The organism is Streptomyces sp. NPDC041068 (assembly GCF_040647455.1).
GTDB lineage: Bacteria > Actinomycetota > Actinomycetes > Streptomycetales > Streptomycetaceae > Streptomyces.
In genome coordinates, this window is sequence record NZ_JBEZCG010000001.1 from 631,393 (window position 1) to 658,039 (window position 26,647).

Genomic DNA, 26,647 nt, shown 5'->3' on the forward strand with positions numbered 1-26,647 from the left:
CGCCCGCCCCGGAGCCCCGGGGCGGGCGCCCTCGTGTAGTCCGGTGCGGACCAGGGCAGGTAGCACCGGGACGGCCATGGCAGGGCAGGCCGTGGCGCGGCGGCAGGAGGAGTCGGAGATCATGGCACAAGACACGGTCAGGGACTGGGAGTTCACCGACGACCGGGGGCATCTGGTGAGGGCCGCACACCGGCCGTCGCGCGTGGTCGCCTACCTGCCGACCGCCGCGGCACTGCACGACCACGGCATACGCCCCGCCGGTGTCTTCGGCTCCGCGCACGACGACCCGGCCGTGCCCGACCCGGCGAAGTCGGGCGGCCTGCCTCTGGAGGGCCTCGCCTACTTCGGCGCCGGTTCGGCACTCGACCTGGACGCCCTCCTCGCCGCGCGGCCCGACCTGGTCGTCGCGCTCACGTACGGCGGCGGGCAGGTCTACGGCATCGACCCGGAGGCCGCCAAGCACCTGGAGCAGCAGCTCCCCCTCGTGGTGCTCGACGTCGGCGGCGGCCATGACCTCGCGGCGATCAGGGATCGCCTCACGGCCCTCGCGCGCAGCCTCGGCGCCACCGAACAGCCCGCGGCGGAGGACGAACTCGCCGCAGCGGAACGCCGGTTGACCGAGGCGGCCGCCGCTACCGCACGGCCCCGCGTGCTCGCGCTCTCGCCCGCGGGGCCCGACTCCGTCCATCTGGCGCGGCCGTACGCCTGGCCGGACCTCGCCGCGCTCGCCGGACTCGGCGTGGGCCTCGTGGACCCCGCGCCGGGGCAGGGCGCCAACTGGGCCACGACGACCTGGCCGGAGGCGGCGGCGCTGGAGCCGGACCTCGTCCTCACGGACGTGCGGTCCAACGCCTCCGCGCTGGGCGACGCTTTGGGGCAGGGCGTCCGCACTCTGCCCTGGAACCCCGAGCTGCCGCCCAGCGCGCGCCAACACGCCCGGGTCTACGGCGAGTTGGCCGATGCGTTGGAAGCGGCGCGGGGCTGACCGGCCGGGCTCTCAGCCGCAGCGCAGCCGGTCCCCGGACACCGGCGCGCCCTCCACGCTGCTGCGGTCGTACGTCACGGCCTGCACCCGCTGCTTCCCGGCGCCCACGGTGACGTGGAAGACCGGGCCGTGCCCCGCGACGGCGCGCAGCTCGGCGCCGGGCAGGGCAGCCGCCAGGGTGTCGACATACCGGGCCTGGACCGGGTCGTAGGTGATGACGGTGGGGCCCGCCGCCCGGCCGCCGGGCCGCGTAGCGGCCGTCACGTCGAAGCCGTTGGCGCGCAGGGCTTCGGCGGTCGCGGCGTGGTCGACACGCACGCGCACGGTCTCCGGCCGCATGTCGACAGGGACGGCGTCCGCCGCGCGGTGCGCGACGAGCGGCCGGTCCTCGCGCACCGCGTCGAACAGCGCCTTCGCGCGCGGCCCGTCCCACAGCAGGGTCGATCCCCAGTCCGGCACCCGGTGGTCGAAGTCGGACATCGGGACGGTCGCGAACTCGGTGTGCGCGAGGCCGAGCCCGTTGAGGGACCGGCCCAGGTCGTACAGCGTGCGCCAGGTCGTGTGCTCGTCCGTGCGCAGGGTCTTCGCGAGCGCGTACGCGGTGCGGGCCGTGGCCGTCGGGCTGGAGAAGGCGCCCGCCTCGGAGAGCCGGCCCAGCATGCCGAGGAGGAGGCGCTGCTGGCGGCGGACCCGGCCGAGGTCGCCGGGCGGCGAGAGCTTGCGGGCCCGCACGTAGCGCAGCGCCCGCGCACCGTTGATGGCGTGGGTGCCGGGGGCCAGTTTCAGGCCGGAGTTGAGGTCCCTGAGCGGGGTGTCGGTGCACACCTCGGCGCCGCCGAGCCGGTCCACGGCCTCGACGAAGCCGAGGAAGTCCGCTTCGAGGTAGTGGTCGACGCGGACGCCGGTGGCCTGTTCGACCGTGCGCACCGCGAGGTCCGCGCCGCCCTCCGCGAAGGCGCCGTTGATCTTGCCGCTGTGTGCGGGGTGGCCGTGCTCGGCGAACGGCACGTACGAGTCGCGGGGGATGGACACGACGCTGAGCCGCCGCCCGCCGGGGGCGATGTGGACCAGCATCATCACGTCGGTGCAGTCGCACTCCTTGCCACCGACGTGCAGTCGCTGGATGTCCCGCTGCGACATGCCGGTGCGGCGGTCGAGGCCGACGACGAGGAGATTGGTCCCCCGGTTCCTGGCCTGGTCCCTGGCTTGGTCCCGGGCCTGGTCCCGGGCCTGGTCCCGGGCGGGGGAGGGGGCCCCGGGCGGCGACGGTGCCGTGGAGACCAGTGACGCGGTGAGCAGGGCGGTGAGGGCGAGACGGCGCAGGACACGGCTCGACGGCAAAGGACGCCTCCAGAGGTGCGGGGAGATCCGTTTCCGCAGGCTAGGCCGCCGCCCGGCCGATTCCCGGCGTTGACGGCGCGCGTTCGGCCGCGCGGGTGGGTCGGCGGCCGCTGCCCGCCCCAGGGGAATCGCTCGCCCGCACCACGGCGACACGCCACCCGGCGCCGCGCCCGCTCCTGGACGCCGTCGCCGCCGACCCCGTGGCCGACCACGGACTGAGCCCGCTCGCCGAGCGGGCTCAGTCGGCGATGCCCCCGAAGGCGATGGCGCGGTCGATGCGGGCCCGCACCAGGTACTCGCCCGGTACGGAGTTCCGCTTCCCGTACGCCTCCGCCTGCTCGGACCCCATGTAACGGCCGCCGATCCGCGTCGCCCAGTCGCGCAGGACGTCGGGGTCGTCGGTGAAGTCGGCGGTGCACTCCAACATCACGTACGAGAAAGGCGGTTGCTGGTCGTCCACGCAGAGGGAGAAGCGCGGTGCGCGGCGCAGCGCCTTGTACTTGAGGGACTCGTGCCAGGTGGTGAACACCAGGACGTCCTCGTCGAGCAGGAACCACACCGGCGTGACGTGCGGTCGACCGTCGGCCCGATTCGTCGCCAGCTTCCCCGTCCGCGTCCCCTCGAGGACGAACGACCGCCACTCGCTCTCGCTCATGGACCGCATGCTGCTGCTCCTTTCGTCACCGGCCGCGTCAACGGCCCGTGGAGCGTACACGGATCTTCACCGGGGATCGTCCGGATTACGGCCGGCCGTGATCTTCGGCCGCGTACCGTCGCCCCATGAGCGAGATCATCCTGATGTCGGACCCGCGTGTCGCCGCCGTCCCCGTGCGCGAGTGCGGGGAGCGGTTCATCGACGTACGCAAGGGCAGTCCGCTGTTGGTCGACGGGCGTCAACAGGCCGGATCCGGAACGGCGTTCGCGCTGCTGCGCGAGGGCGTCGTGCGGCGTCTGCTGCGGGCGCAGGAGCTGCTGCCGCCGGGGCTGCGGCTGTTGTTCGTGGAGGGATACCGTCCACCGGCGCTCCAGCGCCGCTACTTCGAGGAGTACGAGGAGCAGCTGCGCGCCCTGCACCCGCGCCGGCCCCCGGCCGACATCCACGCGGCGGCCAGCCGCTACGTCTCCCCGCCCGACATCGCCCCGCACAGCGCGGGCGCGGCCGTCGACCTGACGCTCGCCGACGGAGAGGGGCGTGAACTGGACCTGGGCACCCGGATGAACGCCGATCCGGAGGAGAGCGAGGGCGCCTGCTACACCGACGCGGAGAACATCACCGCACGGGCGCGTGGGCATCGCAAGATCCTCGGCGCCGCGCTGACGGGCGCGGGCCTGGTCAACTACCCCACGGAGTGGTGGCACTGGTCCTACGGCGACCGCTACTGGGCGCTGGCCTCGGGGGCGCCGTCCGCGCTGTACGGCCCGCGCGAGGCCGACCTGCCCGATGACGGGCACTCCGGCGCCGATGACGTGTCAGTGAGGTAGCCGTGCAGATGGGCCGCGCCCTCCAGCATGGCTCGCGCCCGCTGGTCAAGGGCTGCCCGGCGCTGTTCAAGGGCCGAACGCAGCGCTCCGACACCACCGCTGCGGCGCAGGTCGTCGAGGACCGGACGGATCTGCGGCAGGAGGTAGTGGCTCTGGCGGAGCATGTGGACGACGCGTGCGTCACGGACGTCGGCGGGGAGGTAGGAGCGGTAGTGCGTGACCGGATCGCGCGACGGTGTCAGGAGCCCGGCCGTCTCCCAGACCCGCAGTGCCGAGGCGCGCACGCCCAGATGGGCGGCCACCTCTCCGATGCGCAGCCGTGAGCGCGGCGGGGCGGGGGAGCCGTCCCCTTCCTCCGCGAGGGCCTCCAGTGCTTCGCCCGTCGTCCGCAAGGAGTTCCGCTGCTCGTGGAGGGCGGCGTGCCCGGCGTCGACCAGAGCGAGCGCCCGCGGCGTATCGCCCGCGTGCAGGGCCCGCATGACCTCCTGGGCCGCGGCGGGACCGTGGCCGCGGACCAGGGCCCGGTAGGTGATCAGGGCCTGCCGGTGCCCCGCATCGAACATGCGGTACCCGGCGGGGGAGCGCGGGGCGGGCGGCAGGATCCCGGCGTCGGCGTAGTTGCGGATCTGCTGGGTCGACACACCGGCCGTACGCGCGAGGTCGACCGGGCGCAGCCTCCCGGACCCCGCCCCCGTTTCCTCTTCCGCGTCCTGACGGCTCATCGGCAACCTCTCCGGCGGCACCGCTCCGCCACCGATCATGAAGGTTACCCGCGGGAGCGGGTGCCCGCCGAAGCAGTGGATGATCTTGACGCGAAAGATAGCTACTGCCACGTACTGAGTACCGGACCGACTTGATCCACATCCCCCTGAACCCTATAAGCTCCCTGGTGGCGCGCCGTGTTGACGTGATTGCGATCCGTCGCACCCTGCTGTGCTGCCGTCCCCGGGCGGCCTTGAATCAGTGGTTGTCCCCATGTTCGTTCGCGTTGGTTTGAGGATGCAGATGGAACTTGCCACTCCGCCACCGGCGGCGGCCCGAGAGCCACGGGCCTGGCACGCCTGGTGGCTGTTGCCGCTCGGCTTAGGCGCGGGCACTGTCGTCGGCGCCGTGGGCGGGCCCGAAGAGGCCCGAATATCCCTGGTGCTCGCGGGACTTGGCGCCACCGCGGCAGCCACCTTCTGCGTACGGCTCCTGCTGCGCACCAGGAGCGAACTGCGCCGCGTGGCCGACCAGGTCCAGGCCGCTCAGATCAGCCACTCGCGGCAGTGGCAGCACCACGTGGCCTCCCTGGAGCACGAGTACGCGACTCAGCGCGCCGCCCTGGAGCACGAGTACGCGACCGAGCGCGCCTCCATGGAGCACGAGTACGCCACCGAGCGCGCCGCCCTGGAAGCCCGCCTGGCCGAGGACGCCACGGCCTGGCAGTGGCGCGTGGACCGTCAGCAGGAACTGCTCGCCCGCCTCGGCGACGACTTCCTGCCCACCGCCCTCAAGGGCCTGCGCTCCGGCGAGGCCATCGACGACGTACTGCCGCCGCTCGCCCAGGAGACCGACGTGTCCCCCGAGTTCCGGCAGGAGGTCCGCAAGGTCCTGCGGGCCGGACTGATCGCGGTCGAGGAGGAGTTCAACCGCAGCACCTCCGCCGAACAGGCCGTCATCAGCATCGGCAGCCGGCTGCACGTCCTCACCGGCAAGATCCGCGGCCGACTGCACGAGATGCAGGGCGAGCACGGCCGCTCTCCCGTCGTCGCGCAGGGCCTGATGGAGCTGGACCAGGCGATCGGCCCCGCCGACTGTCTCGCCGCCAGCATCGGCGTCCTCGGCGGCACGGACCGGCCGGGACGGCAGTGGCAGGAGCCGCAGCGTCTGCTCAGCGTGGTCCGCGGCGGAATCGGCCGCATCAAGGACTTCGACCGCGTACAGGTGCGTCAGCTGCCCGAACTGGGCGTGGACGGCGGCCTGGTGGACCATCTCACGCTGATCTTCGCCCACCTCCTGGACAACGCGGCGCGCTACTCGCCGCCCACCGAGCCCGTGATCGTCTCGGGCAAGGAGGTGCCCAACGGCGTCGGCATCGAGATCCAGGACGCCGGCAAGGGCCTGAGCGAGGAGAAGAAGCAGCAGGCGCTCGACTCCCTCGAAGGCGTCGCCGCGGGCCCCGGCCTCGGCGGCCTCTCGGAGGACGCCCACCTCGGCCTGCGCGTCGTGGGAACCCTCGGCCGCAAGTACGGGATCCGGGTCACCTTCGCGGACTCCCCCTGGCTCGGCACCTCCGTCGTCGTGGTCGTCCCGCACAAGTACTTCAGCCAGCTCCCGGCCACCGCGGCCCCCGCCCAGCCCTCGGTCCCCGCCCCCCGGGCCGAGACGGACGCGATGCCGCTTCCCGCCGAGGCACCGGCCCCCGAGGCCGTCGCCGTGCCCGAGGCGGACACCACCCCCGGTGGCCTGCCGAAGCGGCGCAGGAGCAAGCCGCGCGCCGACGCACAGGACACGGCCGGTACTCCGGCGGCGGCCCCGGCCCCGTCCGTCGTGCCGCCGGACACGTCCTTCACCGGCCTGGCGGCCTTCGCCACCGCCGGAAGAGAGACCGATGAGCCCCGGACCGAAGAGAGCGACCAGCGATGACGCAGCACGAGACCGACGTGAGCTGGGCGCTCCGTGACCTGACCGAGTCCATCCAGGAGATCCGCTTCGCCCTCGTGGCGTCCAGCGACGGCAAGGCCATCACGTCGTACGGCGCCGACGACCCCGACGACGTGGACCGGTTCGCCGCCGTGGTCGCCGGGCTGCAGGCGCTCGCCCAGCCCGTCGCCGCGCAATTCCCCAAGTACGGCGGGCAGTTGCGTCTCGCGATGATCGAGGTCGACGGCGGGCACCTCTTCGTGGTGCGGGCGGGTGTGGAGACGTATCTCGGCGTCCTCGCCAAGGAAGGGCTCGACCAGGGGCTGCTCGGCCACCAGATGAGAGACCTGGCCCGGCGGATGGGTGAGCTGCTCGGCACCACTCCGCGCCGGGAGGAGCAGCCTGGATGAGTGGCCCCCACCGGCCCACGGACCCGTCCGGTCTCGAGCGCTACTACGTCCTCACGGGCGGGCGCAGCGGACCGGGCGGGCCTGCCGCCGGGCTCGACGTGGCGACGCTCGTCATCACCTGCGCCTCCCGCACGGCGCCCGTCCCGGGCATGCAGCACGAGCACGAGGAGATCGTGCGCCGGTGCCGCGACCCGCTGTCGGTGGCCGAGCTCGGCGCCCATCTCGGACTGCCGTTCAACATTCTCGCGGTGCTGGTGACCGACCTGCTGGAAGCGGGCCGGGTGGAGGCCCGTGACCCCATCCCGGCTTCTTCCCCCTCCGGCCAAGGGCCGGACCTCGAGCTCCTTGAGGAGGTTCTCAGTGGACTTCAAAGGCTTTGACCGAACCGACCAGTCGTCGACCGGCGCACTGGCCGCCGAAAGCCGCTCGGTCAAAGTGATGATCGCCGGAGGCTTCGGCACCGGAAAGACGACCATGGTCCGCTCGGTGAGCGACATCAAACCGCTCACCACCGAGGAGACGCTGACCCAGGCCAGCATCGACGTCGACCACCTGATCGGGGTCGCGGACAAGCAGGAGACCACGGTCAGCCTGGACTTCGGCCGGATCGGGCTGAACGAGCAGCTGGTCCTCTATCTGTTCGGCACCCCCGGACAGGAACGCTTCTGGTTCCTGTGGAACGGCCTGTTCAAGGGCGCCCTCGGCGCGGTCGTCCTCGTCGACACCCGCCGCCTGGCCTCCAGCTTCCGTGCCATCGAGGAGATGGAGCGGCAGAACGTCCCCTTCGTCATCGCCCTGAACGTCTTCCCCGACTCCAAGGAGCACCCGGTCGAGGAGATACGCGAGGCCCTGGACATCCCGCAGAGCACCCCGATCGTCGCGTGCGACGCCCGTGACAAGGCATCGAGCCGCGATGTGCTCATCGCCCTGATCCGCCACCTCAAGGAACGCTCCACCGCCGTCGTGGAGTCCCGCGCCGTCCTGGAGTCCCGATGAACGCCCCGACCCCGCCCGGCCCCCACGGCGACGCCCTCGAAGCCGCGGGCGGATGCCCGGTCCAGCACGGTGCCTCGGACACGCCGACCCGGCTGTACGGCGCCGAGGCGTCGAGCGACGCCCACGGAATCTACGCGCGTCTGCGCGAGAAGCACGGCCCGGTGGCGCCCGTCTTACTGGAAGGCGACGTGCCGGCCTGGCTGGTCCTCGGCTACCGGGAGAACCGGCGCGTCCTGGAGAACCCCCGCCAGTTCGCCCGCGACTCGCGCATCTGGCGGGACTGGAAGGAAGGGCGGATCGAGGAGTCGTCCCCGCTCGTCCCGATGCTGGCCTGGCGCCCCGACTGCGTGTCCCAGGACGGCGAGCCGCACCGGCGGCTGCGCGCGGCGGTCACCGACAATCTGCAGGCCGCGGCGGGCCGTGGCATCAGACGGCACATCATGCACTTCGCGAACAAGCAGATCGACGCGTTCGCCGAGGCGGGCGGCGCCGACCTGGTGGGCCAGTACGCCGAGCACCTGCCGATGCTCGTCCTCACCCGGCTCTTCGGCCTCGCCGAGGGCGAAGGACGCCAACTGGCCCTGTCCTGCGCCCAGGTGATCAAGGGCGGCGAGGAGGCGGTCGCGCACAACGACCGCATCATGAAGATCCTCGGCGAGCTGGCGGAGCGCAAACGCGACGAGCCGGGTTCGGACTTCACGACCGGCCTGCTGCAGCACCACGCCGATCTGGACGACGACGAGATCCTCAGCCATCTGCGCCTGGTCCTGATCACCGCCCACACCACCACCAGCAACCTGCTGGCCCGTGTGCTCCAGCTGGTGCTCACGCACCCCTCCCATATGACCGGCCTGGTCAGCGGGCAGCTGAACGTCTCGGCGGTGGTGGAGGAGGTCATGTGGAACACCCCGCCCCTCGCGGTGTGTCCCGGCCGCTTCGCCACGGCCGACCTGGAGCTCGGCGGCCAGCAGGTGAAGGCCGGTGACCTGCTCGTGCTCGGCCTCGCCGCGGGCAACGTGGACCCGGAGGTCCGCCCCGACGCCACGGCGGACCTGCACGGCAACAAGGCGCACCTCGCGTTCAGCGGCGGCGCGCACGAGTGCCCGGGGCAGGGCATCGGCCAGGCCATCATCGAGACCGCCGTCGACGTGCTGCTGCACCGTCTGCACGGGCTGCGCCTCGCCGTCGCGCCGGACGAGCTCAGCTCCACCGCCTCCACCTGGGAGACCCGACTCGACCGCCTGCCGGTCCAGTTCACGCCCCAGGCGGCCTGAGACTCCGTCGACCGGACGGTGGAAAAGATCCGTCGAACGGACGGATGGCACGACCCGTCGGCCGGACCGCTCACCCGCGGTCCGGCCGACGCGGCGTTGGCGGCCGCCTGCCGAAGACGCCTCAGACGGTCAGCAGATCGTCGAGCGAGCCGCGCCCCTGTGCCTCGGCGACCGCGGCCGGACCGTCCTTGACCGCGGCGTAGCGGCCGGTGACCAGGGCCCACTCGTAGTTGCCTTTGATCCAGTGCCGGATGGCCTCCACTCCCATCCCGACGCGCGCACGCTCGTCCTCGCCGAGCCGCAACTCCGCACACATGTCGGCCACTTGGGACTCCAGGCGCAGATAGTCGCCGAGCCGCTCCTCGGTCATCCGTATCGCCTCGGCGGCGGCGTCCTGCCAGCCGTACCCGCGGTCGTGGTGCAGGACGGTGATGAGGTTGTGCCCGTCGCCGCGCCGCTTCTCGCGCTCGAAGGAGTGGATGTCGTTCATGAACCCGATGGTGTCCGCGGCCGCGTCGCGCAGCGCCACCATCAGCGGATGCGCCTGGGCCTGCACGGGCACCTCGAAGCGGCGGCTGCGCTCACCCGCGTCGATGCTGTGGTGGATGCCGACGGTGCGCCGCCGGAACGCCGTGTACGCGTCCAGCCCGAGCCGTTCGCCGCGGGCCGCCAGGTCGACCTCCTCGGAGTGCGCGACCAGGAACCGGCCCCAGGACGCGGCGAACCGCGTGCGCCAGGCCGGTGACATCCCGTCGGCCAGCTGCTCCCACACCTGCGCCCACGCCACCGTGACGGGGCACACGACGCGGGGCGTGCTGCCGACCGGGCGCAGGGGAGTGGCGACCAGTTCGCGGGAGACCTCGGCCACGCGGTCCGCGCGGTCGGGTCGCGCCGCGTCGAACTGGTCGTCGAAGAGGAAGGCCAGCGAGAACCAGTTCATCAGGACCACCATGTCCTGTGCCGAGGCGTGCGGATACGTACGTATCGCCGCCTGCGGCAGGTCCCAGCTCTGGTACTCCTCGAGCCCGCCCTCGCTGCGCACCAGTCCCATCTCCCGCACCCAGCGCAGATGATGTCCCCTGGCGTAGTCGAGATGCTCGCTGACGGGTGTGTCGAAGGGGATGTCGAACCGTACGTCCTGAGGCATGGAGGCGCTCCTCGTGAGGTGCGCACGAGAACCCCCCGGCCCGCGCGCGCTTGCTTGGCATGTTCATTGATCAACTTCACTGCCAAGATGCCCGGCCCGTAAACGATCTACGCTGTGATCTTGTCAACTCCCCTGGCGGGCGCCGCAGGTTTAACGCCTCCGGCGCTCCCCGAACTGGCTGCCTCTCAGTGGTGGCACGCGCTGTCCCGCAGCGGTGGCGCAGCGCGTCGATCAGCGGTGGCGCAGCGCGTCGATCAGCTGGGATTTGCTCATCTTCGAGCGGCCCTCGATGCCGACCTTCTTGGCCTCGCTGTAGAGGTCGTCCTTGGAGCGGTCCTCGTACGCGCCCGCCTTGCCGCCCTTGCGGCCGGTGGCCGAGCGGGAGCCGCCGGAGTCGTTGGCGATGCGCGCCGCCTTCTCCTTGCCGGCGCCCTCGCGGCGCAGCGCCTGGTAGGTCTTCTCATCCTTGATCTGTGCCCTGGGCACGACGATCACCTGATTCCGATGGGAGACGGACCTTGTCCTTCATGGGTACCCCGTGATCCGCGGTCCTGCCATGCGAATCCGTGCCGATCGCAGGCGATCAGTCGTCCTCGGAGCGGCGCGCCCGCAGCGTCCGTACCTTGTGGCGGTTGCCGCAGTGTTCCATCGAGCACCAGCGGCGACGGCCGGGGCGTGAGGTGTCGACGTAGATCAGGAAGCAGTCGCCGGCCTCGCACATGCGGATGCGGTGCGCGAACGGGCCGGTCAACAGGTCGACGGCGTCGCGCGCGACCGTGGCGAGCAGCCCGGTCCCGTCCGCGCCGTCGGCCCAGGCCCGCCCGCCGTCCGGCCCGATGGCGGGAATCAACGGAAGGCGGGCGGCCGCGGCATTGACCGTGGCGATGTCGGTCGGGTCGGCGGGCTCGTCCAGGGCGCGGGCGGTCGTCGCGCGGAACAGCGCGTCACGCAGCCGCCGGGCGTCGGCGACCTCGGCCTGCGACACCCGCAGGGACGGCGTCGGTGTCAGCCGGGACCGCTCGGCCCAGGCGGCCAGGTCGGCGGGCGCGTGCAGCACCTCGTGCCGCCGGAACTCGCCGGGGCCGCCGGTCGTGAGCAGTTCCAGGCAGAGCGCGCCGGGATCGAACCGGTAGGTGGACCCGCTGTAGGAGCGCATCCGAATGCCGGGGGAGTGGGAGGAGGACCTGGGCGATGCCATGTAACCAATATTAGGGGTTACGGGGAGGTCCCTCCGGAGGTGCCTCTGCCGCGCCCTAGACTCCCCGCATGGACGACACCCTGCTGACGCGGCTCAGCGACGGAAAATACCTGCTGGTCAGCAGCTACAGGAAGGACGGCACCCCGGTGCCGAGCCCCGTCTGGGTCGTCCGGGACGGCGACGCGCTCGGGATCTGGACGGCCGGCGACTCGTGGAAGGTGAAGCGGATCCGTAGGCGCGCGGACGTCCTGGTCGGACCGTGCGACCTGCGCGGCAGGCCGACGGGCGAGCAGGTGCCCGCCACCGCCGAGCTCTGCACGCCCGAGGTCACCGCGCGCTACCGCAGCCTCATCCTGCGCAAGTACCGGGTGGTCGGCTTCTTCACGCTGCTCGGCAGCAGGCTGCGCCGCGGCCTGAAGGGCACGGTCGGGATCCGCATCACGCTCACGGACTGAGGGAGGGCGCCACGGCGTCCGCTGTCCTGGCCGTGCCGGCCGTCTCCGCGCGGAAGGCCACGACCATGTCGCGCGCGTGTCGCAGCCCCATGCGGTCGAAGTCGGCCTCCAGCACGGCCAGTTCGGCGAGCGTCGCCTCGCGGTCGCGTCCTAGCCGCGCCCGGCACTTGGCGAGGCCGAGCCGGGACAGCGCGGTGCCGCGCGGCTCGCTCATCGCGGTGAACTCCTCCAGGGCGACGGCGTACGTCTCGCGGGCCGCCGCGTAACGCCCCGCGCGGTACAGGACATTGCCGCGCATCTTGTGGTTGTAGGCGAGCGCACTGGCGAGGTCCATCGCCCGGCAGACGTCCTCCGCCTCGGAGAGCAGCGCGAGCGCCCGGTCGGGTTCGCCCCGCAGGGACAGCACGTCGGCCACGCCCCGCAGCGACCAGGCGCGCCCTCGCGCGTCGTCCGCGTCCGTGGCGATGCGCACCGACTCCTCAAACAGCTCCAGGGCCTTGGCATGATCGCCGCGGTTGCGGTGCATCTGGGCTATGCCGGTCATCGCCCACACCATGTGCCGTGCCTCGCCGTGCTTGCGCCCCTGCTCCAGGAGTTCCTCGTGGAGCGCGGCGACAGCGGCGTAGTCGCCCTGGATGCGGCCCGTTTCGGCGAGGCCCGCGAGCGCGTAGCCGTGCGCGAGCCGGTCGCCGCTGCCCGCGGCGAGGTCGACGGAGTGGGCGAGCAACCGCCGGGCGAGCGGCAGCGCCCCGCACTGGCGGGCCAGGGTGCCGCCGCTCCACAGTGCCCAGGCCATCGCCCCGGCGTCCTGCGCGGTACGGGCGCTGCGGTAGCTCTGCCGCCAGGCGGCACCCGCGTCCTCGACCCGGCCGAGCCGTCTGCACGCCTCGGCGAGGGCGAGGGCGGCGCGGGCCCGCTCGGCCGCGCCGCCTGCCCGGGAGAGCGCGCGGCCGGCGGTCGCGCGCACCTCCTCGTAGGAGGAGTTCACTGTCAACTCCGAGCCCAGCTCGCCCTGGTACTCCGGGGCGAATGCCTTGACGTACATGGATCCGAGGCCTCTCGATCGGTCATGGAAGTGACGTGATCAAGAAGCTACGAGCCGGGCGGGGGGCGGCGAATCCCTCCCGATAGGGGTCATCGCGTACGACTCGAGTGCTACGCCGAAGGTCGTGATCAACCTCGGGACGTACGGGGAGATCCGGGGATCGCCCTCAGGAGGCGTCCCACTCGTTGTCGCCGACGGGGGTCTGCTCGGGAGCCGAAGCCGAAGCCGAAGCCGAAGCCGAAGCCGAAGCCGAAGCAGGAGCAGGAGCAGGAGCCGGAGCAGGAGCAGGAGCAGGAGCCGGAGCCGGAGCAGGAGCCGGAGCGGGAACCGGCGCGGGAACCGGAGCGGGAGCCGACGCCGGGGCCTGCGCCTCCGCCACGCCCTGCGCGGTTGCCGCGCGGAGCGTCGTGATGCACGCGCCGATCGCCTGTTGCAGGTCCTCGAGGCGCCGCACCATGTCGTCCTCGTAGATGTCGTCGATGTCCTCGACGTCGTCGAACGTCAGCTCCTCGAAGACCTTCGTGGCCTTCTGCAGGCTGCTGTAGAACTTCGCGCGCCGCTCCTGCACCCGCAGCTCGGGGTTGCTCTGCACGGTCTGCGCCACCATGTCGCGCACCGTGTCGTAGGCCTCGCGCGCCCACTCGCCGGACTCCTCGCCGCCTTCCAGCTCGTCGATGAGGGACAGATGGCGCTCGGCCTCCTCGCGGAGCTCGGCCGGGGCGTCGATCATCTGGCCCGCGGGCGTCTTGACCTGGCCCTTCTCCACGATCTGGCGGACGTAGTCGACGCGGTCGCCCGCCTTCGACTCGGCGGCCACGGCCTTCTTCAGGTCGTCGACGCGGACGATGTCGCGGACCAGCTCCGTGCGCAGCGCCGGGTCCTCCTCCAGGCGGTCCATCAGCGCCTTGCGCGCGGCCTCCGCGGTGCCGGGGTCGGCGAGGATCGCGGCGCGCAGCGCGGTGGGGTTCTCCGCGACCTCCAGGGCCTTGGTGGGGCGGATGCCCTCGGCCTCGGCGGCCTCGGTGATCGCCTCTCCGCGCTGGGTGAGCGCGCTGGAGCGGGAGGTGTAGTACGACAACCAGATGTCGGCGTCCGGGAGTTCGACGTCCATACCGGGCCGGAGCGCCTCGAAGTGCGGCACCATCCCGTCGTCGGCCGCCTTGTCCCAGGCCTTGTAGTAGCGCATGACGCGGTCGGCCGAGCAGCCCGCCATCTCGGCGAACTCCTTCGCCGAGACCTTCGGCGTCTCACCGGCGCTCTGCCCGCCGGGGCGCACGCTGCGGGCGACCTTGAGGCCGAAGGCCCAGCCGCCGGTGCGGGCGTAGGCACCGAAGTCGCGGGCGTCCTCGGCCACCAGGCTCGCCGCGTCGGCGTCCGCGGCGTCGGCGGGCGCGTCCTGGGGGCCGGTGACATCCTCGGACGGTGCGATGGCTACGGTCACGGATGTTCTCCTGGGTGTCACAGGGGTACGAAGGTTGACGCGCTACTTTATCGCTCCTATTGGGATGTTTTGTGCGCGAGTTGACGCGCACATCACCCGTCCGTGGCCCGGTCGCCGAGGGGAGCGGAACGGAGACGTCCCGTGATACCCCGTCGTACCGGGCAGATCGCTCGCATAGGCTGCATGGATGAGCATTCTGGATGACGCCCGCCCGGGCATGAACCCCGAGATCCGACCGCAGGACGACCTCTTCGGACATGTCAACGGCCATTGGCTGGACACGGAGAAGATCCCCGAGGACCGCTCCAGCTGGGGCCCCTTCGTGCAGCTGGCCGACACCGCCGAGCAGCAGGTCAAGACGATCATCCAGGAGCTGGCCTCGGAGGCCTCGGCCGATGCGGGCGAGGGCTCCGACGACACCCGGAAGATCGCTGCCCTGTACGCGGCCTTCATGGACGAGGAGACCATCGCCGCGCGCGGGCTCGCCCCCGCCCAGCCCCTGATCGACGAGGTCGCGGGCCTGCGGGACACCAAGCAGCTCGCGGCCTTCCTCGGCCGCTTCGAGCGCGTCGGCGGCTCCGGGCTCTTCGGTTCGTACATCGACTCGGACGACCGCGACTCCGACCGCTATCTCTTCAACGTCCTCCAGGGCGGTCTCGGCCTGCCGGACGAGTCGTACTACCGCGAGGAGAAGTTCGCCGAGGTCCGCGAGAAGTACGTCGGATACCTCACCGAGCTCCTCACCCTCGGCCGGCACACCGACCCGGCGGCCGCCGCCCGGACCGTGCTCGACCTGGAGACGAAGCTCGCCGCGGGGCACTGGGAGCGGGCCGAGACCCGTGACGTCCTGAAGACCTACAACCTCACCACCCTGGACGAACTGACGGCGCTGGCCCCGGAGTTCGACTGGCGTGGCTACGCGGCCGGGCTCGGCGGCTCGGACGCCACGATCGCGGAGACCTGCGTCCGCCAGCCGTCCTACCTCGCCCACCTCTCCACGGTCCTGGCCGAGGTGCCGATCGAGCAGTGGCGGGACTGGACGCTGACGCGCGTGCTGCGCGCCTGTTCGCCGTACCTCTCGGACGAGTTCGTGCGGAACAACTTCGAGTTCTACGGCCGCACCCTCAACGGCACCCCCGAGCTGCGCGCCCGCTGGAAGCGCGCGGTCGCGTTCGTGGAGGGCTCCATCGGCGAGGCCGTCGGCAAGGAGTACGTCGCGCGGCACTTCCCGCCCTCGTCGAAGGCGATGATGGACGATCTCGTCGCCAACCTCCTGGAGGCCTACCGTCAGTCGATCGCCCGGCTCGACTGGATGACCGACGAGACGAAGCAGCGGGCGTACGAGAAGCTCGCCACGTTCCGGCCCAAGATCGGCTACCCGGACACCTTCCGCGACTACTCCGCGCTCCAGGTCTCCGCCGACGACCTGCTCGGCAACGCGCACGCGGCGGCCGCGTTCGAGACCGACCGGGAGCTCGCCAAGATCGGCTCGCCGGTCGACCGCGACGAGTGGTTCATGCTGCCGCAGACCGTCAACGCCTACTACAACCCGGGCACCAACGAGATCTGCTTCCCCGCGGGCATCCTGCAGAAGCCGTTCTTCTCGCCCGACGCCGACCCGGCGGAGAACTACGGCGGCATCGGCGCCGTCATCGGCCACGAGATCGGCCACGGCTTCGACGACCAGGGCGCTCAGTACGACGGCGCGGGCAACCTCAACGACTGGTGGACCGCCGACGACAAGTCCGCGTTCGAGGCCAAGTCGAAGGCCCTGATCAAGCAGTACGACGGCTTCTCGCCCCGCAACCTCCCCGGCGAGTTCGTCAACGGCTCGCTCACGGTCGGCGAGAACATCGGTGACCTCGGCGGGCTGACCATCGGGCACACCGCCTACCTCATCGCGCTCGACGGCGCGCCGCTGCCGGTGAGCGAGGACGGCACGACCGGCTCGCAGCGGCTCTTCATGAACTGGGCGTACTGCTGGCGCACCAAGCGCCGCAAGGAGCAGGAACAGCAGTACCTCACGATCGACCCGCACTCGCCGCCGGAGTTCCGCGCCAACATCGTCCGCAACCTCGACGAGTTCCACGAGGCGTTCGGCACGGCGGAGGGTGACGGTCTCTGGCTGGACCGCGCGGAGCGCGTACGGATCTGGTGAATCCCGCGGCGTTCCTGGCCGGGGCCCCGTCAGCCGGTCAGGAACGCCGAGACGGCGTCGGTGAACCACTCCGGATCGTAGAGCCAGGGGAAGTGCGCCGCGCCGGGCTGCACGACCAGCTCGGCGTTCGGGAACAGCCCGGCGAGCTCGGCCACCGCGGGCGGCGGCGAGTTGAGGTCGACCTCGCCGGCGAGCAGCAGCACCGGCGTCGTGAGCCGGGCGAGCGCGGCGCGGGTGACATCCGGGTCGTAGGCACCCTCCGCGCCGTACGCGGCAGCGGCCTCGTCGTTGCGCTGACCGTCCTCCGCGGCGCGATGAGCCTGCGCCTGTGCGTCCCAACGGCCGTACGCGAAGGGGGCCATGGCCGCCCAGGAGTCGGCCGTCGCCCGCCCGGCCACGATCTCCTCCAGGGCGGCGAACGCCTCCGGGAACCACGGCTCGCCCTCGCGCAGCAGCGCGGTCTCGCGGCGGACGGCTCCCGGGACGGGGATGCCGAGGGCCATGGTGCTCGGGGCGACGAGGACGAGCCTGCGTACGCGTTCCGGGTGGCGGGCCGCGTACAGCACCGCGAGGTTCGTGCCGCCGGAGTGGGCGAGCAGGTCCATCGACGCGACGCCGAGGTGCTCGCGCAGGGCCTCCACGTCGTCGACGAGACGGTCGCAGCGGTACGTCGACGGGTCCTCGGGCACCGCGGAGTCACCGGTGCCGCGCAGGTCGAGCAGGACCGAGGGCCGCCGCGCGGCGAGGCCGCCGAGGTCGCCCAGGTAGGCCGAGGCCTGCATGGGCCCACCGGGCAGGCACACCAGGGGAGTCACGCCCTCGGCCCCGGGGGATTGCCCGCGCACGTGGTGGGCCAGCTTGGTTCCGTCGTACGCGGAGAAGGTAGGCATGGCGACGACCTTGTCAGGGGCGTCGGCAGGGAGCAACCGGGTTGTTCGCCGGTGCCGGTGCCGGTGCTTCGGTCTCCCCGGGCGGGGTGGTGAGCGACGTGTCCGGGCGGCGGTCGCCCGCCACCTGGGCGGCGATCGGATCGAGCAGCGCCAGTTCCTCGCCGGTCAGCATGGTCCGGGTGGCCGCGGCGTTCTCGAACAGGCGGCTGCGCTTGCGGGTGCCCGGGATCGGCACCACGGCGCAGATCGCGCTGGCCTGGGTGCAGCAGCGGGCCCAGGTGCCTGACCTTGCCTTCCCGCACCAGCTCGGCCATGGCGCCGACGGACTCGGCGAGCGGGACGGCGGGGTCGCGGCGGTGCATGTAGTACAGGTCGATGACGTCCACGTCGAGGCGGCGCAGGCTCGCCTCGACGGCCGCCCTGACGTACGCGGCGTCGTTGCGTACGGCCCGGTGGTCGGGGTCGTCGGCGCGGACCCCGAGGACGGGGTGGGATTGGTTCTCCATGAAGCGGACCGGGCGCAGCACGGTGAACGGCAGCCGGAGCGCGGCTATGTGCCGTTCGATCTGCCACTTGCTCTCCCAGCGGCGGATGCCGGACGACCGCTCCGCTCCGCCGACCGAGGCGTACACCACGTGACGGACGCCTTGCTCCGCTGCCGCGTCGGCGACGTTCCTGCCAATGCGGATCTCGTCGGAGACGGTGAACTCGGGGGGAGCGCCGGGGTATCCGGCGGTGGGCTGAACGCTGAATTCTCCATGGGCGCCGCGCATCGCCGCCCGCAGGGACGCACCGTCTGTCATGTCGCCGACGGCGAGTTCGGCTCCGGCCCGTGCGAGCGCGAGGGCCGCCGGGTCGGTCGCGTCCCGTACCAGGGCGCGTACCCGCCGGCTCGCGGCAAGCAGCTGCGGGGCGGTGGCACCGCCCCGCATCCCAGTGGCACCCGTCACCAGCACGATCGAATCCATGTCCATGTCCATGTCCATGTCCGTCTCCGTCTCCATGTCTCCGTCCGATACGGCACGCACAGGAAGGCGCAGGCGGATCGACGGCCTGAGCAGTTGGCCGAGCGTCGATCGGTCGGCAGGGCTGTCGGTGATCTGTTGCCGATCTGTCGGTGGCCACTGCGACGGTGGAGGTCGGACTGCTCCCCAAGAGCAGCCATCGCGACAAGGGAGCACCGCCGCCATGCCATCCGTCTCCTCCAGCGCGCCCTGGGACGTCCACCGGCTGCCGCGTGCCGATGGCCGGGTGTTCCTGGTCACCGGCGGCAATGCCGGCATCGGGTACTTCGTCGCCGAGCAGCTGTCCATGACCGGGGCCGCGGTCGTGCTGGGCTGCCGGAATCCCGCGAAGGCCGATGCCGCGAGTGCCTCGATCCGCTCACGTGTGCCCGGCGCGCGGGTCCGGGCCGTGCGCCTGGACCTCGCCGACCTCTCCTCGCTCCGCACGGCGGCGGAATCGCTGGACGTGGAACACCTCGACGTGGTGGTCCACAACGCCGGCGTCGCGCTGGACGACCCGCCGCGGGAGGAGACCGCGGAGGGCCACGAGCTGATGTTCGGCACGAACCACCTCGGGCACTTCGCGCTGACCCACCGGCTGATGCCGTTGCTGTCGGCCGCACCGGCGGCCCGCGTCGTGACCGTGGGCAGCTTCGCGGCGAAGACCGAGCGGCTCGACCCCGCGGACCTGCAGTCCCGGCGGGACTACCGGCCCAAGCGCACCTACGGGCGCTCCAAGCTGGCGCAGATGTACTTCGGGCTCGAACTCGACCGGCGCCTGCGCGCTGCCGACAGCACGGTGGCGAGCGTGGTGGTCCATCCCGGCGGCGCGCTGGACTCCCTCACTCCACCGCGACCGCCGATCCACACGCGGACCCCCGGCGCGCGCCTCCGCGGGGCGCCCGCGGCCCTCCTGCTCCAGGGAAAGCACGCCGGAGCATGGCCGGCGGTCCGGGCGGTGCTCGATACGGCGGTGAGGGGAGGGGAGCTGTGGGGGCCGCGCGTCTTCGGCCTGCGCGGCGAACCGCGACGCGAAGAGCTGTGGAACCACCTGACCGACGCGTCCGTCGCGGCACGGCTGTGGGACAAGAGCTGCGAACTGACGGGCATCGCCCCTGATCTCGGTTTCGGCCTCGGTCTCGGTCTCGGCCTCGGTCTCAGGTGACGAAGGCATGACGGTAAGGGCTGCGCTCGTCTGCCGGGGGAGTCGCCCGCGCTCAGGCACCCACCGTCCCGTCGATCCCCTCGCGCAGGAAGTCCGCGTGGCCGTTGTGGCGGCCGTACTCCAGGAGTACGTGGACCAGCGCCATCCGCAGCGACACCTCCTCGCCCCATCGCGGCTGGAGCCCGGCCTGGTCCAGGGAGTCGGCTTCCCGTTCGACGCGGCGGGAGTTCTCCACCTCGGCCTCCCAGGCGGCGAACGCCTCGGCCCTGGTGGACTTGCTCGCGTCGTACGCCGCCTGGAAGTCGATCCTGTCGGACCAGACCAGGGGCGCCTCGTTGTCTTCGAACACGCGGCGGAACCAGGAGCGTTCCACCTCCGCCATGTGCCGCACCAGGCCGAGCAGCGACAGCGTGGACGGCGGCATCGACTGCTGCCGCAGTTCCTCGTCGGTGAGTCCCTCGCACTTCATGGCGAGGGTCGCGCGGTGGTAGTCGAGGAAGGCACGCAGCATGTCGCGTTCGCTTCCGAAGTGGGGCGGCCCTACGCGCTTGTCGTCCGTCATTGCCGTGCTCCTCATCCGTGCCTGCGTTCGCGTTCGGGGAGGCAGTATCCACCTCGGCATCGGCCTCCCCGAACGCCGGGCCCGTGTAAGGCCCGCTGATCAGTTGGCGGAAGCGGCGAACATGCCGGGCTCGTACGAACCGCCCGGGTTGTGCACGATCACGTTCATCCGGGTGGCCGCGTTGATCAGGGCGACCAGGCAGACCAGCGCACCGACCTCGTCGTCGTCGAAGTGCTCGCGCACCGCAGCCCACGTCTCGTCGGACACCCCGTGGTCGCCGAGCCGGGTTCCCTCCTCGGCGAGCGCCAGCGCGGCCCGCTCGGCCTCGGTGAACACGGTGGTGTGCCGCCAGGCGGAGACCAGGTTGAGGCGGAGCGCCGTCTCACCCGCGGCCGCGGCCTCCTTGGTGTGGATGTCGACGCAGAATCCGCAGCCGTTGATCTGCCCGACCCTCAACTCCACAAGCTCACGAAGGGACTTGGGCAGCGTCGAGTCGTCGAGGGCCAGCGACGTGTTGTAGAAGCGCTTGGCGACCTTCGCGGAGGTCGGGCTGTCGAACAGGTTGAAGCGGGGTTCCATGGCGTTGTCCTCACTCGCTGAATCGTGGAATCGAATGCGCCGCGGCCTCGCTGCGCCGCCGCGCCGAACGAACACAAGATGCCGACGGGCCGCCCCCTGTGACGGCGCGGAGAAGTGACGTACGCCACCGGACGCGGGTGTCACAAAGCGGTGGGGGCCGGCGTCTCGTGTACGGCACAGACGCGAGCGAACGGGCAGGAGCCGACCATGAGTGACCCGACGGGGAGCACGCTTGAACCATCCACTGATGACCGCCGCTCGGACGGCGTCACCGAGGCGTTCGTCGCCCACCGCAACCTGCTGTTCACCGTCGCCTACGAGATGCTCGGCTCGGCCGCCGACGCCGAGGACGTCCTGCAGGAGACCTGGTTGCGATGGATGGGCGTCGATCAGGGGGCTGTGCGCGATCAGCGCGCCTACCTGGTACGGATCACCACGCGCCAGGCGCTGACCCAGCTGCGCACGCTCGGCCGCCGCAAGGAGTCCTACGTGGGCCCCTGGCTCCCCGAACCGCTGTTGACCGCGCCGGACGTCGCCGACGACGTCGAGCTGGCCGACAGCGTCTCGATGGCGATGCTGATGGTCCTCGAAACGCTCGCGCCCACCGAACGGGCCGTCTTCGTGCTGCGCGAGGTCTTCGACCTGGAGTACGGCGAGATAGCCGAAGCCGTCGACAAGAGTCCGGCCGCGGTCCGCCAGATCGCCCACCGGGCGCGGGCCCATGTCGCCGCGCGCCGACCGCGCGGGGTCGTGTCCGCCACCGAGGCCCGCCGCACGGTCGAGGCGTTCCAACGGGCCGTCGAAACCGGCGAGTTGCAGCGACTCCTCGATGTCCTCGCACCGGACGTCGTCCTGCTGACCGACGGCGGCGGAGTCGTGCGGGCCGCGTTGGCGCCGGTCGTCGGGGCCGACCCGGTGGCCCGCGTGCTGGCCAGGATCTCCACCGCGATGTCCCTCCAGCCGACCCTGCTCAACGGCGAACCGGGCCTCGTCGTCAGGCGGGACGGCGTGATCGACACCGTCATCGCGCTGCGCGTCGAGGACGGCCGCGTCACCGGGCTCTACGCCGTACGCAACCCCGAAAAGCTGGCGCGCGTCGAGCGGGAGACCGCAGTCAGCCGCTGATCGGTTCCGCCACGGATCGGTTCCTTGCTCGACGGATGCGGTGCAACAGGTCGTCGACCGCGTCGAGCACGGCGTCCGGGCACTCCTCGTGGAGCCAGCCGTGCCCGGCCTCGTCGAGGATCCTGTGCTCGCCGAGCGCGGACTGCCCGGCCAGCTCCCGGTGGAGGGTGCGCTTGGCCTCTTGGATCCGGCGCAGGTCGTCCTCGGGCCACAGTTGAGCCTGAGTGGCGTCGTACCCCATGGCGGAGAGCACGATCAGTGGTACGTCCGGAGTGTCCGGCGCCCTGCGGAACTCCTCCGCCACCTTGTCGTAGAGGTTCTGGTTCTCCTGCGATGCGGCCCGCCAGGTGGCGAGGTGACGTTCGACGAGCGGCCCGCGCACCGCATCGGGCCACGCGGCGAAGTGGCGCGTCAACTGCTCCCGGGACTGCTGGAACTGTTCCGCCGTCGGCTCGGTCACCTCCTGACGCCGCATCTCGTCCAGCATCCGGTCGAGCCTGTCGCGCACGTGCGGGGGCGTTCGCACGGACAGGTCCTCGTGGAAGGGGTCGAGCAGGAGGAGCCCCGCGACGTCGCCGGGGAAGCGGCGCGCCCAGTGGAGCGCGTACGCCCCGCCCAAGGAGTGGCCGACCAGCAGATACGGACCAGGAACGGCGGCAGTGGCGAGGAGGTCGCGCAGTTCGTCCGTGACCTCGGCGGCCGTGCGGGGCAATACGGCCGGGTCGCTCCAGCCGTTGCCTGCGCGGTCGTACAGGACGCTGGTGGTGCGCTCCGCCACGCGGTCGTGGATGTTCAGGTAGTCCAGGCTCATCAGACCGACTCCCGGGAGGAACACGACAGTTGGCCCTCCGGTGCCCGAGCGGTACAGCATCAGCCGCCGCCCGGCGACGTCGTACCGGTTACCCAACGGAGGCACCTCGACCGCCATGACCCACTCCTTCGGTGCGCGTGAGCGGCCTTCGGCGACCGCTCGACTCACTGTTCTCAACTTTGCGAACAGTAGCAGAGGTGAGAATGTGGGCCCATGGATACGGTCGACCTCCTGTTGCATCCGGTACGGCTGCGCATCGTGCACGCCCTGTCCGGCGGGCGCACCCTCACCACCGCGCAGTTGTGCGCCCTGCTGGCCGACGTGTCGAAGGCCACCGTCTACCGGCAGGTGGGCCTGCTGGCCGACGGCGGCCTTCTGGAGGTGGAGGGTGAGCGGCGGGTGCGGGGAGCCGTCGAGCGCAGCTACCGACTGCGGCGTGAGCGTGCCGTCGTCGACGCCGAGGCGGCCGCGGGCGTGTCACGGGAGGAGCACCGGCGCGTGTTCGCCGTGGCCATGGCCACGCTGCTCGCCGAGTTCAACGCCTACCTGGACCGGGGTGAGGCCGACCCGACGGCCGACCTGGTGGGCTATCGCCAGCACGCGATCTGGCTCAGCCCCGACGAACTCGCCGCGATGATCGAGGAGATGCGCGCCGTGCTCGCACCTCGGCTCGCGCAGGCACCCGCCCCGGAACGCACCCGGCACCTGATCAGCCCGATTCTGTTCCCCGCCGAGGAGGCTCCTCCCGCGGTGGAACCTCGCGAGCGTCCTTGACGAACACGAGCCCCTCGTACGCGGACAGATGCGCCGGGTCGAGCGGGGCGTAGCCGTGGTACGGGGAGACGCGGGGGGCGGGCGGCGTGTTCCCGAAGGAGGCGGCCAGCTGCCGGGGGTCGACAACGCGGCGGTCCTCCGGGAGCGCGTACAGAAGTCCTTCGATCGTGTCCGGTGGCGGGGTGTCCACCCCGTGGTGGCGGATCGTGCCGAGGGCCGTGGCCACGAAGGCGTACCGCTCGCCCAGGTGGGCGCGCGCGATCGCGCCGGCGCTCCACCACTCCAGCAGTGGCATGTCCCCCATGCGCATCGAGCTCTTGTCCCGCTGGAGATGGGCGTTGTGCGCGTGGACGAAGGCGGGACCGCGTTCGGCGAGGGCGAGGAGGTTGTCGGCCATCATCTGGTCCCGCAGTCCCATCAGCCGTGCCATGCGGCTCGGCGACATGTCGGCCATCCAGTGGTGGTAGCGCAGCAGTCCGGTGGCGGTACGCCCGTACAGGCGCGCCCGGTCCCAGTCGCCGCGGGAGGTCTTCTCGATCAGGTGGGGCGTCTGCGCGGTGAGCAGCGCCACCAAGTCGTCCGCGATCAGACGCAGTTGACCCGCTTGGGCCGTCTGTCCCACGGATCGGGCCGGGGCCCGCATCGCGGCGGGCTCGGTCCACGGGGCGTCGGCGCCGAGCAGGCGGTCGAGTGTCTCGGCGGTGCAGGGGAGCAGGTCCGCGTCGCCGTGGGCCGCGAGGTAGGAGTGGAGCGCGGTGAGGGCCCGGCGCGGACTCGCGGCCCCGGTGATCTCCAGCGGGCCGTCGAAGCCGGCGAAGCGGAGCTGCTCGGACGCGGGTCGGTCCTCGTTGAAGGCCCGCATCCAGCGCACGAGTTCACGGTTGGCCGCGGAGGCGCCGAGCCCATGACTGAAGCCGCGCTCCATGGCCTCGTCGAGGGTGCCGGTGCCCGAGGTGACGTACGCGTCCACGACCAGGCCCGCCAGGCAGTCGCTCTCGATCGTGATGGTCCGGTAGCCCTCCTGTTCGGCGAGTTCCCGGAAGAGGTCGTTGCGCAGTTCGAGCAGGGTGTCCTCGCCGTGCGTGGGCTCGCCCAGGGCGAGCAGTCGGGGCCGGGCGGGGAGGAGGTCCAGGACGGTGGCGGCCTCGACGGAACGAGCGGTGCTCTTGATGTCAGTAGCCATGCCTTCAACGCTATCGTTGAAGGTTTGAGTGAAACTCTTGGTCGAAATCGCCGGAGTTTCCCGGGGGAACCTTAAAAGCCGGGAAGGCCGGGGCGGGCCGTCGAGACGTGGAGCGCGCCTTTGGTGGCGCCGGCGCCGTGTCCTCGTACCGGCTGTGATTGTGTAATACAACGAGACGGTAGGCTGCGTCCGACCGATCAATGCCGGACCATTCGATGTGCGACAACGGCGGCCGTGCCGTCGTCGGGAGAAGTGAGCAACCCATGGCCATGGTGGGCCTGTTCTGGATCGCCGGGGGCGACGTGTACGTGGGCGCGAAGCCGTCCGGTCTGGCTCCCGGGGTGCGGCTGACCCCCGAGGGTGTGGTGGGCCTGGGCGACAAGCAGTCCGACCTCTTCCTGTGGGAGGACGTGCGGGGCCTCACGGTGACGGACGTCCCCGTGAAATCCCTGATGCGGCGGGTCGGCGCGGTCAAGAACGTGGCGCTCGGCACGGTGAAGGAACTGGCCATGCCGATGAGTCACGGCCTGGCGGAGGCGTCCCCGGCGATGATGACGGTGCACGTCGAATCCTCCGGCGGCGACCGCGAGTTGGCGGCCTACGTCGCCGCGGCTGTCGGCTACCCCCAGGCCGAGGTCGACCTCTCCCGCGCCCTGCTGGCCCGCCTCACGGAGGGTGCCGCGACGATGTCCACGACGCTGGCGGCCATGTCGGAGTGGGGCCGCTCCTGGGAGGGCGGATCGCCCCGGGCGTCGGAGCGGGAGAAGCTGCTGCGGGGATGGGTGGGCTAGCCGCCGCCGCGCACTGACCCCAACTGCCCATGACGCAAGTACGCCTTGACAGTTCATAAGTGTCAAGGCGTACTTGCGTCATGACTCTTCCAGACCTGGACGACCTCATCGCGGAAGTCGACCGCACCTGCGACACCGCCCACCGCGCGCCGGGGCAGGAACAGCCGGACTGGCTGGCGCTGTTGGCGACGGCCTCGGGAGTCGCGGGCCAACTGCAGGTGCTCGCCGACGAATTGGTCGAGGACTACGTCGAGCACTGCCGCATGCACGGCCACTCCTGGACGGACATCGGAACGGCCCTGGGCGTGACGCGCCAGGCCGTGCAGCAACGCTTCCACGCACCCCACAAGCGCTACAGCCCCGACGCGATGACCGAGGGGCTCCGCCAGGCGATGGCTCACGTGAAGCAGGCGGCGGTCCACCACCGCAACAACTACATCGGAACCGAGCACCTCCTGTGGGGTCTCACCGCGGAGGACAACACGGCCACCGAACTCCTGCGGAAATCCGGGGTGTCGCCCGACGACGTCCACCGAAAGGTCGGGGCCCGGCTGAGCACGGGTGCCTCCCGGGCCGCCGAGCGGATCGCGTGGACGCCCTACTCCCGTAAGGCCATCGCGATCGCGGAGGAGCGATCGAGGGAGGAGGGATCCGAGCTCATCGACTGCCGTCATCTCCTCCACGGCCTCGCCCGGACCGGCCGAGGCGTCGCCGTGGCCGTGCTCGTCGACGCCGGACTCGATCTGGCCACGCTCTGAACGCCCCTCGCTCGCCCTCGCCCGCCCTCAGTCGGACACCGGCCCCGGAAGGGCGACTCCGGCGCGGAAGCCTTCGCACTCCTCGGGCGCGTCCTCGTGGGGGCAGGCGAGGAGGTCACGCAAGTAGCCGCGCGCGGCGTCCAGTTCGGCCATCTCGGCCTCGATGGCGGCGATGCGGGCGGTGACGGTGCCGCGCCAGCCGGGAGCGTCCGCGGGGTCGGCGAGGACCGCGACGATCTCGTTGAGGGACATCTGCCCGGTGGTCCGCCACAGACGGATCAGTGCGATCCGGTAGAGCTGGGCGGCGTCGTAGTGGCGCTGGCCGAAGCGTCGGTGAGGCGTGATGAGTCCGCGGCGCTCCCAGTAGTGCAGCGTCGAGACGGGCAGATCGAAGTGGTCGGCGACGCGCCGTATCGAAGCCAGGTCGTCCATCGGGCCAGTTGAACTC

General features: G+C 71.6%; 27 protein-coding genes and 3 pseudogenes. 14 read left to right on the forward strand and 16 right to left on the reverse strand.

Annotated features, from left to right (window positions below; all coding sequences use genetic code 11):
* The first annotated feature begins 121 nt into the window (after positions 1-121).
* Positions 122-985 carry an ABC transporter substrate-binding protein gene (locus AB0B50_RS02550; RefSeq protein ID WP_362324298.1) on the forward strand — a complete coding sequence of 288 codons (864 nt, stop codon included), beginning with the start codon at positions 122-124 and terminating at the stop codon, positions 983-985.
* A 12-nt stretch (positions 986-997) separates the two neighbouring features.
* On the opposite strand, the gene AB0B50_RS02555 is transcribed toward AB0B50_RS02550, so the two are convergent.
* Positions 998-2,326, reverse strand: a complete 1,329-nt coding sequence (locus tag AB0B50_RS02555) for an LCP family protein (protein ID WP_362324301.1) — start codon at positions 2,324-2,326, stop codon at positions 998-1,000.
* Positions 2,327-2,564: 238 nt separating this feature from the next.
* Positions 2,565-2,981, reverse strand: a complete 417-nt coding sequence (locus AB0B50_RS02560; RefSeq protein ID WP_362325056.1) for a PPOX class F420-dependent oxidoreductase — start codon at positions 2,979-2,981, stop codon at positions 2,565-2,567.
* Positions 2,982-3,106: 125 nt separating this feature from the next.
* Between AB0B50_RS02560 and AB0B50_RS02565 the strand changes: the two genes are divergently transcribed.
* Entirely contained in the window at positions 3,107-3,808 is a 702-nt protein-coding gene (locus AB0B50_RS02565; protein WP_362324304.1) for a M15 family metallopeptidase, read from the forward strand.
* Here AB0B50_RS02565 and AB0B50_RS02570 read toward each other — a convergent pair.
* On the reverse strand, positions 3,703-4,530 hold the full coding sequence (locus AB0B50_RS02570) for a TioE family transcriptional regulator (protein WP_362324307.1): 828 nt from the start codon (positions 4,528-4,530) through the stop codon (positions 3,703-3,705). The genes AB0B50_RS02565 and AB0B50_RS02570 overlap by 106 nt on opposite strands.
* Positions 4,531-4,813: 283 nt before the next feature.
* Here AB0B50_RS02570 and AB0B50_RS02575 point away from each other — a divergent pair, with 283 nt between their 5' ends.
* Genes AB0B50_RS02575 through AB0B50_RS02595 form a run of 5 tightly spaced genes read left to right on the forward strand, consistent with a single transcriptional unit; the run spans position 4,814 to position 9,113 of the window.
* The gene (locus AB0B50_RS02575) at positions 4,814-6,436 is read left to right on the forward strand and encodes an ATP-binding protein (RefSeq protein ID WP_362324310.1); all 1,623 of its coding nucleotides are present in this window, start codon (positions 4,814-4,816) and stop codon (positions 6,434-6,436) included.
* Positions 6,433-6,843: a roadblock/LC7 domain-containing protein gene (locus tag AB0B50_RS02580; protein ID WP_362324313.1), complete on the forward strand. Its 411-nt coding sequence runs from the start codon at positions 6,433-6,435 to the stop codon at positions 6,841-6,843. The genes AB0B50_RS02575 and AB0B50_RS02580 overlap by 4 nt, the downstream gene beginning before the upstream one ends.
* Positions 6,840-7,223, forward strand: a complete 384-nt coding sequence (locus AB0B50_RS02585) for a DUF742 domain-containing protein (protein WP_362324316.1) — start codon at positions 6,840-6,842, stop codon at positions 7,221-7,223. The genes AB0B50_RS02580 and AB0B50_RS02585 overlap by 4 nt, the downstream gene beginning before the upstream one ends.
* Positions 7,204-7,839, forward strand: a complete 636-nt coding sequence (locus tag AB0B50_RS02590; protein ID WP_362324319.1) for an ATP/GTP-binding protein — start codon at positions 7,204-7,206, stop codon at positions 7,837-7,839. Before AB0B50_RS02585 ends, AB0B50_RS02590 begins: the two co-directional genes overlap by 20 nt.
* A complete protein-coding gene (locus AB0B50_RS02595) occupies positions 7,836-9,113 on the forward strand; it encodes a cytochrome P450 (RefSeq protein WP_362324322.1) in 1,278 nt (425 codons plus the stop codon). The genes AB0B50_RS02590 and AB0B50_RS02595 overlap by 4 nt, the downstream gene beginning before the upstream one ends.
* 121 nt (positions 9,114-9,234) lie before the next feature.
* On the opposite strand, the gene AB0B50_RS02600 is transcribed toward AB0B50_RS02595, so the two are convergent.
* From AB0B50_RS02600 to AB0B50_RS02610, 3 genes are all read right to left on the reverse strand, one after another.
* Positions 9,235-10,260 (reverse strand): terpene cyclase, encoded by a 1,026-nt coding sequence (locus AB0B50_RS02600; protein ID WP_362324325.1) that lies wholly within the window; start codon positions 10,258-10,260, stop codon positions 9,235-9,237.
* A gap of 231 nt (positions 10,261-10,491) precedes the next feature.
* Positions 10,492-10,746, reverse strand: a complete 255-nt coding sequence (locus AB0B50_RS02605) for a Rho termination factor N-terminal domain-containing protein (protein WP_362324328.1) — start codon at positions 10,744-10,746, stop codon at positions 10,492-10,494.
* 97 nt (positions 10,747-10,843) lie between these two features.
* Positions 10,844-11,458, reverse strand: a complete 615-nt coding sequence (locus tag AB0B50_RS02610; RefSeq protein ID WP_362324330.1) for a CGNR zinc finger domain-containing protein — start codon at positions 11,456-11,458, stop codon at positions 10,844-10,846.
* 68 nt (positions 11,459-11,526) lie between these two features.
* Here AB0B50_RS02610 and AB0B50_RS02615 point away from each other — a divergent pair, with 68 nt between their 5' ends.
* Complete coding sequence (locus AB0B50_RS02615; protein ID WP_362324332.1) at positions 11,527-11,913, forward strand: PPOX class F420-dependent oxidoreductase; 387 nt, start codon at positions 11,527-11,529, stop codon at positions 11,911-11,913.
* On the opposite strand, the gene AB0B50_RS02620 is transcribed toward AB0B50_RS02615, so the two are convergent.
* Entirely contained in the window at positions 11,903-12,958 is a 1,056-nt protein-coding gene (locus AB0B50_RS02620) for a tetratricopeptide repeat protein (protein WP_362324335.1), read from the reverse strand. The two genes, AB0B50_RS02615 and AB0B50_RS02620, sit on opposite strands and share 11 nt — an antisense overlap.
* A gap of 388 nt (positions 12,959-13,346) precedes the next feature.
* Positions 13,347-14,315, reverse strand: a pseudogene (locus AB0B50_RS02625) (hypothetical protein); the annotation flags it as partial.
* 271 nt (positions 14,316-14,586) lie between these two features.
* On the opposite strand from AB0B50_RS02625, the gene AB0B50_RS02630 reads away from it, so the two are divergent.
* Entirely contained in the window at positions 14,587-16,557 is a 1,971-nt protein-coding gene (locus AB0B50_RS02630) for a M13-type metalloendopeptidase (RefSeq protein WP_362324338.1), read from the forward strand.
* Between the two features lie 29 nt (positions 16,558-16,586).
* Here AB0B50_RS02630 and AB0B50_RS02635 read toward each other — a convergent pair whose 3' ends face one another.
* The 3 genes and pseudogenes from AB0B50_RS02635 to AB0B50_RS02645 all read right to left on the reverse strand — a co-directional run.
* Positions 16,587-17,447 (reverse strand): alpha/beta hydrolase, encoded by an 861-nt coding sequence (locus AB0B50_RS02635; protein ID WP_362324341.1) that lies wholly within the window; start codon positions 17,445-17,447, stop codon positions 16,587-16,589.
* Positions 17,448-17,460: 13 nt separating this feature from the next.
* Positions 17,461-17,920, reverse strand: a pseudogene (locus AB0B50_RS02640) (aldo/keto reductase); the annotation flags it as partial.
* 21 nt (positions 17,921-17,941) lie between these two features.
* Positions 17,942-18,730: pseudogene (locus AB0B50_RS02645) on the reverse strand (NmrA family NAD(P)-binding protein); the annotation flags it as partial.
* Between AB0B50_RS02645 and AB0B50_RS02650 the strand changes: the two are divergent.
* The gene (locus AB0B50_RS02650; RefSeq protein WP_362324344.1) at positions 18,636-19,616 is read left to right on the forward strand and encodes an SDR family NAD(P)-dependent oxidoreductase; all 981 of its coding nucleotides are present in this window, start codon (positions 18,636-18,638) and stop codon (positions 19,614-19,616) included. The pseudogene AB0B50_RS02645 and the gene AB0B50_RS02650 overlap by 95 nt on opposite strands.
* A gap of 52 nt (positions 19,617-19,668) precedes the next feature.
* Here the strand turns inward: AB0B50_RS02650 and AB0B50_RS02655 are convergent, their stop codons facing one another.
* A complete protein-coding gene (locus tag AB0B50_RS02655) occupies positions 19,669-20,178 on the reverse strand; it encodes a DinB family protein (protein ID WP_362324347.1) in 510 nt (169 codons plus the stop codon).
* A gap of 99 nt (positions 20,179-20,277) precedes the next feature.
* The gene (locus AB0B50_RS02660; RefSeq protein ID WP_362324350.1) at positions 20,278-20,757 is read right to left on the reverse strand and encodes a carboxymuconolactone decarboxylase family protein; all 480 of its coding nucleotides are present in this window, start codon (positions 20,755-20,757) and stop codon (positions 20,278-20,280) included.
* A gap of 207 nt (positions 20,758-20,964) precedes the next feature.
* On the opposite strand from AB0B50_RS02660, the gene AB0B50_RS02665 reads away from it, so the two are divergent.
* Positions 20,965-21,882, forward strand: a complete 918-nt coding sequence (locus AB0B50_RS02665; RefSeq protein WP_362324353.1) for an RNA polymerase sigma-70 factor — start codon at positions 20,965-20,967, stop codon at positions 21,880-21,882.
* On the opposite strand, the gene AB0B50_RS02670 is transcribed toward AB0B50_RS02665, so the two are convergent.
* Positions 21,872-22,810: an alpha/beta hydrolase gene (locus AB0B50_RS02670; RefSeq protein ID WP_362324356.1), complete on the reverse strand. Its 939-nt coding sequence runs from the start codon at positions 22,808-22,810 to the stop codon at positions 21,872-21,874. The two genes, AB0B50_RS02665 and AB0B50_RS02670, sit on opposite strands and share 11 nt — an antisense overlap.
* A gap of 96 nt (positions 22,811-22,906) precedes the next feature.
* Here AB0B50_RS02670 and AB0B50_RS02675 point away from each other — a divergent pair, with 96 nt between their 5' ends.
* Positions 22,907-23,467, forward strand: coding sequence for a helix-turn-helix domain-containing protein (locus tag AB0B50_RS02675; RefSeq protein WP_362324359.1), 561 nt, complete (start codon positions 22,907-22,909; stop codon positions 23,465-23,467).
* Here AB0B50_RS02675 and AB0B50_RS02680 read toward each other — a convergent pair.
* Positions 23,403-24,650, reverse strand: coding sequence for an erythromycin esterase family protein (locus AB0B50_RS02680; RefSeq protein WP_362324362.1), 1,248 nt, complete (start codon positions 24,648-24,650; stop codon positions 23,403-23,405). The genes AB0B50_RS02675 and AB0B50_RS02680 overlap by 65 nt on opposite strands.
* Positions 24,651-24,913: 263 nt before the next feature.
* On the opposite strand from AB0B50_RS02680, the gene AB0B50_RS02685 reads away from it, so the two are divergent.
* Together AB0B50_RS02685 and AB0B50_RS02690 are read left to right on the forward strand one after the other, a co-directional pair.
* Positions 24,914-25,441, forward strand: a complete 528-nt coding sequence (locus tag AB0B50_RS02685; RefSeq protein ID WP_362324365.1) for a hypothetical protein — start codon at positions 24,914-24,916, stop codon at positions 25,439-25,441.
* Positions 25,442-25,521: 80 nt separating this feature from the next.
* Positions 25,522-26,199 (forward strand): Clp protease N-terminal domain-containing protein, encoded by a 678-nt coding sequence (locus tag AB0B50_RS02690; protein ID WP_362324368.1) that lies wholly within the window; start codon positions 25,522-25,524, stop codon positions 26,197-26,199.
* Between the two features lie 27 nt (positions 26,200-26,226).
* Here AB0B50_RS02690 and AB0B50_RS02695 read toward each other — a convergent pair whose 3' ends face one another.
* On the reverse strand, positions 26,227-26,631 hold the full coding sequence (locus tag AB0B50_RS02695; RefSeq protein WP_362324371.1) for a MerR family transcriptional regulator: 405 nt from the start codon (positions 26,629-26,631) through the stop codon (positions 26,227-26,229).
* Positions 26,632-26,647: the final 16 nt, after the last annotated feature.

Coding starts and splice junctions, on each gene's coding strand:
- AB0B50_RS02550 (WP_362324298.1), top strand. CDS start 122: ATGGCACAAGACACGGTCAGGGACTGGGAGTTCACCGACGACCGGGGG.
- AB0B50_RS02560 (WP_362325056.1), bottom strand. CDS start 2,981: ATGAGCGAGAGCGAGTGGCGGTCGTTCGTCCTCGAGGGGACGCGGACG.
- AB0B50_RS02565 (WP_362324304.1), top strand. CDS start 3,107: ATGAGCGAGATCATCCTGATGTCGGACCCGCGTGTCGCCGCCGTCCCC.
- AB0B50_RS02570 (WP_362324307.1), bottom strand. CDS start 4,530: ATGAGCCGTCAGGACGCGGAAGAGGAAACGGGGGCGGGGTCCGGGAGG.
- AB0B50_RS02575 (WP_362324310.1), top strand. CDS start 4,814: ATGGAACTTGCCACTCCGCCACCGGCGGCGGCCCGAGAGCCACGGGCC.
- AB0B50_RS02580 (WP_362324313.1), top strand. CDS start 6,433: ATGACGCAGCACGAGACCGACGTGAGCTGGGCGCTCCGTGACCTGACC.
- AB0B50_RS02585 (WP_362324316.1), top strand. CDS start 6,840: ATGAGTGGCCCCCACCGGCCCACGGACCCGTCCGGTCTCGAGCGCTAC.
- AB0B50_RS02595 (WP_362324322.1), top strand. CDS start 7,836: ATGAACGCCCCGACCCCGCCCGGCCCCCACGGCGACGCCCTCGAAGCC.
- AB0B50_RS02600 (WP_362324325.1), bottom strand. CDS start 10,260: ATGCCTCAGGACGTACGGTTCGACATCCCCTTCGACACACCCGTCAGC.
- AB0B50_RS02610 (WP_362324330.1), bottom strand. CDS start 11,458: ATGGCATCGCCCAGGTCCTCCTCCCACTCCCCCGGCATTCGGATGCGC.
- AB0B50_RS02615 (WP_362324332.1), top strand. CDS start 11,527: ATGGACGACACCCTGCTGACGCGGCTCAGCGACGGAAAATACCTGCTG.
- AB0B50_RS02620 (WP_362324335.1), bottom strand. CDS start 12,958: ATGTACGTCAAGGCATTCGCCCCGGAGTACCAGGGCGAGCTGGGCTCG.
- AB0B50_RS02630 (WP_362324338.1), top strand. CDS start 14,587: ATGAGCATTCTGGATGACGCCCGCCCGGGCATGAACCCCGAGATCCGA.
- AB0B50_RS02635 (WP_362324341.1), bottom strand. CDS start 17,447: ATGCCTACCTTCTCCGCGTACGACGGAACCAAGCTGGCCCACCACGTG.
- AB0B50_RS02650 (WP_362324344.1), top strand. CDS start 18,636: ATGCCATCCGTCTCCTCCAGCGCGCCCTGGGACGTCCACCGGCTGCCG.
- AB0B50_RS02655 (WP_362324347.1), bottom strand. CDS start 20,178: ATGACGGACGACAAGCGCGTAGGGCCGCCCCACTTCGGAAGCGAACGC.
- AB0B50_RS02660 (WP_362324350.1), bottom strand. CDS start 20,757: ATGGAACCCCGCTTCAACCTGTTCGACAGCCCGACCTCCGCGAAGGTC.
- AB0B50_RS02665 (WP_362324353.1), top strand. CDS start 20,965: ATGAGTGACCCGACGGGGAGCACGCTTGAACCATCCACTGATGACCGC.
- AB0B50_RS02670 (WP_362324356.1), bottom strand. CDS start 22,810: ATGGCGGTCGAGGTGCCTCCGTTGGGTAACCGGTACGACGTCGCCGGG.
- AB0B50_RS02675 (WP_362324359.1), top strand. CDS start 22,907: ATGGATACGGTCGACCTCCTGTTGCATCCGGTACGGCTGCGCATCGTG.
- AB0B50_RS02680 (WP_362324362.1), bottom strand. CDS start 24,650: ATGGCTACTGACATCAAGAGCACCGCTCGTTCCGTCGAGGCCGCCACC.
- AB0B50_RS02685 (WP_362324365.1), top strand. CDS start 24,914: ATGGCCATGGTGGGCCTGTTCTGGATCGCCGGGGGCGACGTGTACGTG.
- AB0B50_RS02690 (WP_362324368.1), top strand. CDS start 25,522: ATGACTCTTCCAGACCTGGACGACCTCATCGCGGAAGTCGACCGCACC.
- AB0B50_RS02695 (WP_362324371.1), bottom strand. CDS start 26,631: ATGGACGACCTGGCTTCGATACGGCGCGTCGCCGACCACTTCGATCTG.